Annotated in this window: 6 protein-coding genes; 5 read left to right on the top strand and 1 reads right to left on the bottom strand. The window is 74.3% G+C overall.

Translation table 11 applies throughout. The features are described 5' to 3' along the window. On the top strand, positions 1-533 hold a 533-nt coding region (locus I5E_RS04760; protein ID WP_022905982.1), incomplete at its 5' end, for a ThuA domain-containing protein. Beyond that, positions 530-1,660 (top strand): PP2C family protein-serine/threonine phosphatase, encoded by a 1,131-nt coding sequence (locus I5E_RS04755; protein ID WP_022905981.1) that lies wholly within the window; start codon positions 530-532, stop codon positions 1,658-1,660. The genes I5E_RS04760 and I5E_RS04755, both read left to right, overlap by 4 nt. A gap of 58 nt (positions 1,661-1,718) precedes the next feature. Here the strand turns inward: I5E_RS04755 and I5E_RS25220 are convergent, their stop codons facing one another. Further along, on the bottom strand, positions 1,719-2,144 hold the full coding sequence (locus tag I5E_RS25220; protein ID WP_022905980.1) for a hypothetical protein: 426 nt from the start codon (positions 2,142-2,144) through the stop codon (positions 1,719-1,721). A 91-nt stretch (positions 2,145-2,235) separates the two neighbouring features. Between I5E_RS25220 and I5E_RS04745 the strand changes: the two genes are divergently transcribed. The 3 genes from I5E_RS04745 to I5E_RS04735 all read left to right on the top strand — a co-directional run bounded on the left by I5E_RS04745 (position 2,236) and on the right by I5E_RS04735 (position 4,624). Continuing rightward, the gene (locus I5E_RS04745; RefSeq protein ID WP_022905979.1) at positions 2,236-2,895 is read left to right on the top strand and encodes a ScbR family autoregulator-binding transcription factor; all 660 of its coding nucleotides are present in this window, start codon (positions 2,236-2,238) and stop codon (positions 2,893-2,895) included. Positions 2,896-3,073: 178 nt separating this feature from the next. Further along, positions 3,074-3,952 (top strand): aminoglycoside phosphotransferase family protein, encoded by an 879-nt coding sequence (locus I5E_RS04740; protein ID WP_022905978.1) that lies wholly within the window; start codon positions 3,074-3,076, stop codon positions 3,950-3,952. Between the two features lie 60 nt (positions 3,953-4,012). Continuing rightward, entirely contained in the window at positions 4,013-4,624 is a 612-nt protein-coding gene (locus I5E_RS04735) for a DUF6197 family protein (RefSeq protein ID WP_148286863.1), read from the top strand. The last annotated feature ends 89 nt before the right edge of the window (positions 4,625-4,713 follow it).

Raw genomic sequence — 4,713 nt, 5'->3', positions numbered from 1 at the left:
GCCGCCCCGACGAGGTGAGCGACGCCGTCGTCGACCTGGTCGTCGACGCCGTGCACGCGGGCATGGGCCTCGTGGTCCTGCACTCCGGGCACTACTCGAAGCCGTTCAAGCGGCTGATGGGCACGACCTGCTCGCTGAAGTGGCGCAACGACGGGGAGCGCGAGCTGGTCTGGACGGTGGCGCCCGAGCACCCGATCGCCGCGGACGTCCCGCACCCGATCGTCATCGACCGCCAGGAGATGTACGGCGAGTACTTCGACATCCCGCGCCCCGACGAAGAGGTCTTCCTGTCGACGTTCGCCGGCGGCGAGGTCTTCCGCTCGGGCGTCGCGTACCGCCGCGGCCTCGGGAAGGTCTTCTACTTCTCCCCCGGCGACCAGGAGTACCCGGTGTACCACCACCCGGACGTCCAGCGGGTGCTGTCGAACGCGGCAGCCTGGGCGGCGCCCGTGTCCGAGCGGCGCGAGCTCACCGCCGACCCCCACCCGCGGGACTGGTTCCTGGGCGAGGGTGCGGGTAGACAGGACGGGTGAGCCACCTCGACGCCGCAGCGCACCGGTCGGCCGTGATCGAGGCGCTCGGCGTGCTCGGGAGCGGCCCCGAAGAGCGCTTCGACCGCATCACCCGCATGACGCAGGAGGCCTTCGGCGTCCCGCTGTCCTTCCTCAACATCGTGCACGACGGCCTGGTGACGGCGCAGTCGACCCAGGGCTGGCACCAGGGCCGCAGCGCGCCGGCCGAGCAGGTGTTCTGCTCGACGACGGTGCTCGACGATGCGCCGATCGTGGTGCCGGACGCCACGCTCGACCCGCGGTTCGCGCACCTCGCGGCCGTCACCGAGCAGGGGATCCGGTTCTACGCGGGCGCACCGCTGTCGATGCTCGACGGCACCCGCGTCGGCACCCTCTGCATCATGGACGCGATCCCACGGACGATGTCGCCGGAGGACCTCGACCTGCTCCGTGACCTCGCACGGTGGGCGGAACGGGAGCTCGGCCACGTGATCGAGCGCGACCGGGTCCGGCGGGTCGTGGACAGCCTCGTCCCGGAGCCCGTCGACGTCCCCGGGTACGCACTCCACGCCCTGGCACTCCCCCGCGAGGACTCCGGCGACGTCGCGGACTGGCGCGTCGCAGCGGACGGCCGCCTGCACTGCACCGTGGGTGCCGTCCCGGTCGCCGGTCGGGCCGCGGCGCTCCTCGCGGCCGCGGTCCGGGCGGCCGTGATCGCACGCACCGACGTCGACACCGTGACCGCGATCGAGGGCCTGGAGGCGCAGGTCGCCGCCGACCTGTCGGCTGCGGACACCGTCGCATCGCTCTTCCACCTGCGGCTCGACCCCGCGTCGGGGCACGCCGCGTACGTGGACGCCGGGCACGGCCTGGCGGCCGTGGTGCGCGCGGACGGCGGCACCGAGGTCCTCCGGTCGCGCGACCTGCCGATCGGCCTGCAACCCGCGGGGACCCCGCGGACGACGGGGACCGTCGAGCTCGCACCGGGCGACCGCGTCGTGCTGTGCACCGACGGACTGCTGGCCGCGGTCGGGGGCCTCGACGCCCTGACCACGTCGGTGCGGACCGCCGACGACGTCGCCGACCTGGTCGAACGCGTCCGGGGCGACGCGGCGGTCGGCACGCTCCTCGTGCTCACGCGCGACTGACCGCCGGGCGCCCGGATGCCCGGTCGCGCGGGTACCCGACGGCCCGGACCCCCGGTCGTCAGCGCTGCGCGGGCTTCGCCGTGAGCGACACGACGAGGAGCGTCGCGAGCATGCCGAACCCGGCGAGCTCGATCCCGAGCCCGGCGAGCTGCCAGTAGGCGCTCGCGACGACCTGCGGCCGGGTGATCGACTCCGGCCACCACCCGTCGACGAGCGGGAACACCGCGGGGAACGGGTCGAGCCCGAACACGACGAGACCTCCGAGCAGGAGCACCACCCCGAGCGCCGCCATGGCACCACGCGACCGTCGGAGCATCCACGCGACGAGCGCCGCGGCGATGCCGGCCAACCCGACGACGGCGATCGCGAACGCCAGCACGACGACGGTCTGCGGCGCGAGCGCGACCCAGTCGAGCACGGCGATCGGCAGCAGCAGCCACCGCCCCGTCCGGGCCCAGCGCACGGGGTTCCGCCATCCGTCCATGTCGGGAACCGTACGACAGCCGACCGGGGAGGATCCCGGACGCCGGCCGGACGCCGCCTGGGCGCGGTCGCGTCGGTACGCTTGCAGGATCATGGCGCAGGAGAGCGGGACGCGGCAGCAGCGAGCGGTCGAGACCCGCGCCGCGATCCTCGACGCCGCGGCGAGCGAGTTCGACGAGCGGGGCTACCTCGGCACCTCGATGGACGCCGTCGCCGAGCGGGCCGGCCTCACGAAGGGCGCGCTCTACTTCCACTTCACCTCGAAGGCGGACCTCGCCGGTGCGGTGGTCGCCCGGCAGCACGAGGTCTCCCGGCAGTACGGCGAGGCGGCCGTCGCGCGCGGCACCACCCCGCTCGAGGTGCTCATGTGGCTGTCGCAGGGGCTCGCGTCGCAGATGGTCCACGAGACGGTCGTGAGCGCCGGCATCCGGCTGTCCACCGACACCGCTGCGCAGGGCGTGGCACGGCGCGACCCGTACACCGACTGGATGCAGGTGATCGCCGACCTCGTCCGGCAGGGCATCGACGCCGGCGAGGTCGACCCGGCGTGGGACGCGGACCTCGTCGGCCGGGTCGTCATCCCCGCCTACACGGGCGTGCAGACGGTCTCCGACGTCCTCGCCGACCGGTCGGACCTGTACGAGCGGCTCCGCGAGCTCTGGACGGTCCTGCTCGCCGCGATCGTCACGGACCGGGTCCGTCCGGAGATCCCCCGACTCGTCGGGATGATCGCCCCGCTCCCGCTCGACTGAGCGAACCCCTCGACTGAGCGAACCCGCTCGACCGAGCACTGAGCGGACTCCCTCGACCGAGCGACGCGGGTCCCCCCACCGACACCCACGTCGCTGATCGCTCCGAGCATACCCAGCGGTAGGTTTGCGCTCACGCCCCCGTTCACGGGTCCGCCGCGGTCCGGGCTAGCCTGACCCGGTGGCCACCCCCGCTGCCGAGGTCGACGTCGACGTCCCGCTCGTCGCCGCCCTGCTCCGTGACCAGCACCCCGACCTCGCCGACCTCCCGATGGCGATCGCCGCGAACGGGTGGGACAACGTCGTGGTCCGGCTCGGCGACCTGCTGGCCGTCCGGCTCCCCCGCCGTGCGGCCGCCGCGACCCTCATCGAGCACGAGCAACGCTGGCTGCCCGGGATCGCGCAGCGGGTGGCCCCGATCGTGCCGGTGCCGGACCCGGTCCGCACCGGTCGACCGGCCCTCGGCTACCCGTGGTCGTGGAGCGTGGTCCGCTGGCTCCCGGGCGAACCGGCCGGCGAACGGCAGGGCGGGGTGCGCGTCGCCGAGGCGCTCGCCGCGTTCCTCGGACTGCTGCACGTCCCGGCACCCGCCGACGCCCCGGTGAACCCGGTCCGGGCGGTGCCGCTCGCGACCCGGAGCGAGGCGGTGCTCACGCGGCTCGCGACGGCGGACGTGCCACGGGCCCGCGCACTCGCGGCAGTCTGGCGGACGGCGGCGGCGCTGCCCGCGTACGCCGGGCCTCCCGTCTGGGTGCACGGCGACCTGCACCCCTTCAACGTGCTGTTCGACACGGCACCGGACGGCGGTACCCGCCTGTCGGCGGTCGTCGACTTCGGCGACGTGACGGCGGGCGACCCGGCGGTCGACCTCGCCACCGCGTGGCTCACGCTCGACCGGGAGGCGCGGCGCACCTTCCGCGCACGCGTCGCGGCCGACGACGACACCTGGGAGCGGGCCCGCGCCTGGGCCGTCTCGATCGGTTCGGCACTCCACCTGTCCGACGACCGCGCGTTCCGCGCCGTCGCCCACCGGGTGATCGGAGAAGTGCTGGACGACTGAGTCCGCGCGGGGCTATCGTGACCGCACCAATCCGTGCACGTGAAGATCGGAGGGGCCGTCATGACCCTCGAGTTCCGCGTCCAGCACGACGTCGCCACCGACGCCTCTCCCGTCCCGTCCGCCCCGACCCGCACCGGCATCCGCGGGCTCCTCGACCGCTTCGCAGCGCGCCGCACCGCGGCACGCGAGCGTCGTGTCGAAGCCCGTCTGCAGGAGCTCGACGACCTCGCCAGGCTGCTCTCCGGTGCCCGCGGCGTCATCGAACGGGGGTGGATCCAGCACGCGTGGTTCGCCTACGTCGACGAGCACGGACGGATGCGGAAGGCGTCGAGCGCCGCCGCCATGGACGTGCAGGGTCGGCCACTCGTCGCCGCGTGCCTGGTCGGCTCGGTCGTCTCCGCGGCGGGCGGCCCGCACGCCGTGCACTCGCAGCAGGTCCAGCGCGCCCTCGACCTGGTGTGGCACGCGCTCGCCTCCGACGAGGGAGCGCCGGTGCTGTGGTGCCCGGCACCGGACGTCCGGATGGGACGCGTCCGCGACCTCACGAGCTGGAACGACGCACCGACGCGCAGTTCCGGCGAGGTGGCCGGTCTCCTGCTCACCGCCGAACGCGTCGCCGTGACCGAGTCGCAGCGCGTGCGTGACCGCGCGGTGGCACGATCGAGGGCATGACGAGCACCGACCCGGTCCCCGAGGTCCACCCCGCACGGCAGCACCGACCATCGCNTCGAGCGGTGGGTCGATGCTGTCGGAAGAGGGCG

This window comes from Curtobacterium sp. B18 (genome assembly GCF_000333375.1).
Lineage (GTDB): Bacteria > Actinomycetota > Actinomycetes > Actinomycetales > Microbacteriaceae > Curtobacterium.
Note: the sequence above shows the minus strand (reverse complement) of the source record. Positions and strands in the feature narration are given on the sequence as shown.

Excerpts from the sequence above, each read along its gene's own strand:
- I5E_RS25220 (WP_022905980.1), bottom strand. The coding sequence starts at position 2,144 with ATGGACGGATGGCGGAACCCCGTGCGCTGGGCCCGGACGGGGCGGTGG.
- I5E_RS04745 (WP_022905979.1), top strand. The coding sequence starts at position 2,236 with ATGGCGCAGGAGAGCGGGACGCGGCAGCAGCGAGCGGTCGAGACCCGC.
- I5E_RS04735 (WP_148286863.1), top strand. The coding sequence starts at position 4,013 with ATGACCCTCGAGTTCCGCGTCCAGCACGACGTCGCCACCGACGCCTCT.